This window comes from bacterium (genome assembly GCA_016873475.1).
Classification (GTDB): Bacteria; Krumholzibacteriota; Krumholzibacteriia; order JACNKJ01; family JACNKJ01; genus VGXI01.
Genome location: VGXI01000280.1, coordinates 1 through 3,329 on the forward strand (window position 1 = coordinate 1; position 3,329 = coordinate 3,329).

Consider the following 3,329-nt stretch of genomic DNA (forward strand, 5'->3'; position numbering starts at 1 on the left):
GAACGTGGGCGTCGTAGAGCGCCCGCTCGGCCGTCCGTTCGCCCCGCAGGGCCGCGGCGATGAGTTCGCTGTCCGGCACGGCGGCTCCCGTCGCTGTCCGTGTGCTCGGCAGGTGAGACACGGCCTTCGGCCGGAGCGTTCGCGAGCGGGCGAAGAAAAGCGGCGACTAGAGGGAAATCACCTTCGTCGCCCCGAGCTGGGCCGCGACGATGTCGCCCATCCCGCCGACGACGCCCACCGCCACCTGATCGAGCGCCTCGAAGTGGTCGAGGCAGGTCTTGCAGAGCACGAGGTGGACACCCACCGCCTCCCAGCGCTTCAGCTCGGTGAGCACGGGCGAGCCGTCGAGGGCCAGCTTGACGCCGTCGGCGTAGAAGCAGACCACCTCCGGCAGATGCCCGTTCGCCTCCACGACCTTGAGCCAGGTCTTAATCAGCTTCTCCTGCAGTTCGGGATCGGCGTCGCCCATGCCGGCGCGCGTGACGAGGACGACCGTGGACTCCTTGGCAGTGCTCATGCAGCCTCCCGCGCCGCTCGGGCGCGCTTGCATCAGTCGCGGCGGGCGACGAGCAGCAGTTCGCCGCCGTCTTGGCCGCTGAAGGGGGTGCCGGCGTGGTCCTCGTAGACCGCTTCAACGGCGAAGCCAGCCCGCGCGAGCAGGTGCTCGGCCTCGAAGCGATACAGCCAGCGCATCGGAAAGGCGTGGACGAGGCTCTCCTCGCCGCCGCCGGGGTGGTGAACGCGATAGATCAGCTCGACCTCCGAGGTCTGCTCGGCGAAGTCGCGGCTCACGATGCGGTAGCCCCGCCGCACTTGGCGGCCGTCGGGCAGGGCGAAGGGCGCCTCCTCGTCGAAGACCGCTTCGCGATTCGGATCGAGGAGGAAGCGTAGCGAAGGATTGAAGAGGTCGAGCACGAGCCGGCCACCGGCGACGAGCTGCTCGCGCACGCGGGCGAGACAGGCCAGCTCGTCTTCGACAGTGATGAGGTGCTGGAAGCTGCGGAAGGGCGCGACCGCGAGCGCAAAGCGCCGCCCGAGCGCGAAGTCGCGCATGTCGGCCAGCAGCAGATGCGCGCGCCGCCGCAAGGGCTCCGGCTCGCGGGCGATCTTCTCGACGCACACCGCGAGCATCGCGCGCGAGCTGTCGATGCCGCAGACCTCGGCGCCGGCGCGGAGCATCGGCAGCATGACGCGGCCCGTGCCGCAGCCCAGCTCGAGCACCGGGCCGCCGGCCGCGGCGGCCAGCGAGCGGTAGAACTCGAGGTCCTTTCGCTCGGCATAGGGGAGAACGTGATCGTAGAACTCGGCGACGAAGCCGTCGTAGCCGCCCTCATCCCGCACCATGGCGCGCCTCCTGCCGTGCCGGGTCCACGGGCAGCCTAGCAGGATCGGCGGCGATTGTCACCCGCTGCTCGGCAAGCTCAGCGCTGGCGGGCGCGGCGATCCAGCACGCGGCGCAGCGCGATATCGAAGGGCAGGTCGGTGGTGAGGGGCTGGTAGTCGATGCGGTGCTCGCGGCACTCGCTCTCGAGCCGGCGGATCCAGGCCGTCACGCGCTCGCCCATTTCGCGGCGGATGAACCAGGGCTGCGTGCGCAGCGTCTCGCCGGTCTCGAGGTCCTCCAGACGCACTTCGCGGCGCAGGTCGAGGTCGCGCTCGAGCGGGTCGAGCACGTGGAAGACGAGCACCTCGTGGCCGCGGTGGCGGAAGTGCTTGAGACCGGCAAGCACGCGCTCGGGCTCGTCGAGCAGATCGCTGATCAGGATGACGAGCCCGCGCCGCTTGACCAGCTCGGCCGCGCGGTGCAGCGTGGCGCCGACGTCGGTGAGGCCGCCCGGCCGCTGCTGCTCGATGGCCGTGAGCAAGTCGTAGAGGTGGCGCCGCACGCTGCGCGCGGGCAGCACCTGGCGGATCTTCTCGTCGAAAGTGACGAGGCCGACGGCGTCCTGCTGGTGGATGAGCAGGTAGGCGAGGCCGGCGGCCAGCATGCTCGCGTAGCGGAACTTGCTCACGCGGCCCGCGTTGCCCGCAAAGTCCATCGAGCGGCTGCCGTCGAGCAGCAGCGTGGCGCGGAGGTTGGTCTCCTCCTCGAAGAGCTTGATGTAGTGGCGATCGGTCTTGGCGTAGATCTTCCAGTCGATCCTGCTCACGCTGTCGCCTGGGTTGTAGGCCCGGTACTCGGAGAACTCCACCGAGAAGCCGTGGAAGGGACTGCGGTGCAGGCCGGCGATGAAGCCCTCGACGACGAGCCGCGCGATCAGCTCCATGCTGTCGAGGCGGCTGAGCGCTTCGGGGTCGAGGAAGCGGCCGAGGCGGGTGGCGACGGGCACGCGCGGCTCCTGGGTTTTCGGGCGGGCGCTATCAAGATCCCGTGGTCTTCATAACTGCCGCTATCTTGACGGGTTACAGCGCTTTTCCCATTATGTCACAAACAGCGAGCGGGGGCCATGACTGAAGTCGGCATCTTCTTCGGCAGTTCCAAGGGCGCGACCAAGCAGGTCGCGCGCAAGATCCAGCACGCCTTCGGCAAGGACGCGGTGCTGCACGACGTGCGCAAGTCCACGGTGGCCGATCTCGCGCCCTTCGATCTCATCGTGTTCGGCTCGCCGACCTACGAGAAGGGTAAGCTCCAGGAGGACTGGTATCCCTTCCTCAAGGCGCTGAAGGCCGAGGGCATCGACCTCACGGGCAAATCGGCCGCGGTCTTCGCCCTCGGCGACCAGAAGAAGTACGAGAAGAGCTTCGCCGACGCCCTGACGCCCCTCGCCAAGAAGCTGAAGAAGCGCGGCGCCCACCTGATCGGCGCCTGGCCCGTCGAGGGCTACAGCTTCAAGGCCTCCACTGCCGTGAAGAAGGGCCGCTTCCTCGGGCTCGTCATCGACGAGGACCGCCAGGCCGTGCTCACCAGCGAGCGCGTGCAGGCCTGGGTCGCCCAGCTCAAGGCCGAGCTGTCCGCGTCGAGCGAGGCGGCGAGCTCCGGCAGCTAGCCCGCCTCCACCAGCGATTCCGCCTGCGCGTTTGCCAGCCGGCCGGGGATGGTCTACACTCGTGGCCTGCCCGGAGGTGATGGGATGCGCCGTGCCCTTGCTCTGCTGCTGCTCGTCCTCCTCGCCGCGCCCGCCTGGGGCTACCAGACCGAGCGCGTGGTGCTGGTCATCATCGACGGCCTGCGCTACAGCGAAGGCCTCGGCGACCCGACGCACGCCCACGTCCCGCAGATGGCGGCGCTCGCGGCGCAGGGCGCGCTCGTCGAGACCTGCCTCAACCTGGGCATCACCTACACCAATCGCGCCGTGCCGGCCATCTGGTGCGGCGGCTACACGGAGATC

5 protein-coding genes are annotated in these 3,329 nt (G+C 69.2%); 2 read left to right on the plus strand and 3 right to left on the minus strand.

Annotated elements, in window-relative coordinates; translation table 11 throughout:
- Window positions 1-166: 166 nt before the first annotated feature.
- The 3 genes from FJ251_14655 to FJ251_14665 all read right to left on the minus strand — a co-directional run bounded on the left by FJ251_14655 (window position 167) and on the right by FJ251_14665 (window position 2,267).
- Complete coding sequence (locus FJ251_14655) at window positions 167-550, minus strand: hypothetical protein (protein MBM4118944.1); 384 nt, start codon at window positions 548-550, stop codon at window positions 167-169.
- On the minus strand, window positions 550-1,344 hold the full coding sequence (locus tag FJ251_14660) for a class I SAM-dependent methyltransferase (protein ID MBM4118945.1): 795 nt from the start codon (window positions 1,342-1,344) through the stop codon (window positions 550-552). The genes FJ251_14655 and FJ251_14660 overlap by 1 nt, the downstream gene beginning before the upstream one ends.
- Before the next feature lie 77 nt (window positions 1,345-1,421).
- A complete protein-coding gene (locus FJ251_14665; GenBank protein MBM4118946.1) occupies window positions 1,422-2,267 on the minus strand; it encodes a DUF58 domain-containing protein in 846 nt (281 codons plus the stop codon).
- Window positions 2,268-2,447: 180 nt separating this feature from the next.
- Between FJ251_14665 and FJ251_14670 the strand changes: the two genes are divergently transcribed.
- A complete protein-coding gene (locus FJ251_14670; GenBank protein MBM4118947.1) occupies window positions 2,448-2,987 on the plus strand; it encodes a flavodoxin in 540 nt (179 codons plus the stop codon).
- An 84-nt stretch (window positions 2,988-3,071) separates the two neighbouring features.
- Window positions 3,072-3,329 (plus strand): hypothetical protein (locus FJ251_14675; GenBank protein ID MBM4118948.1); only part of this gene is annotated, 258 nt, incomplete at its 3' end.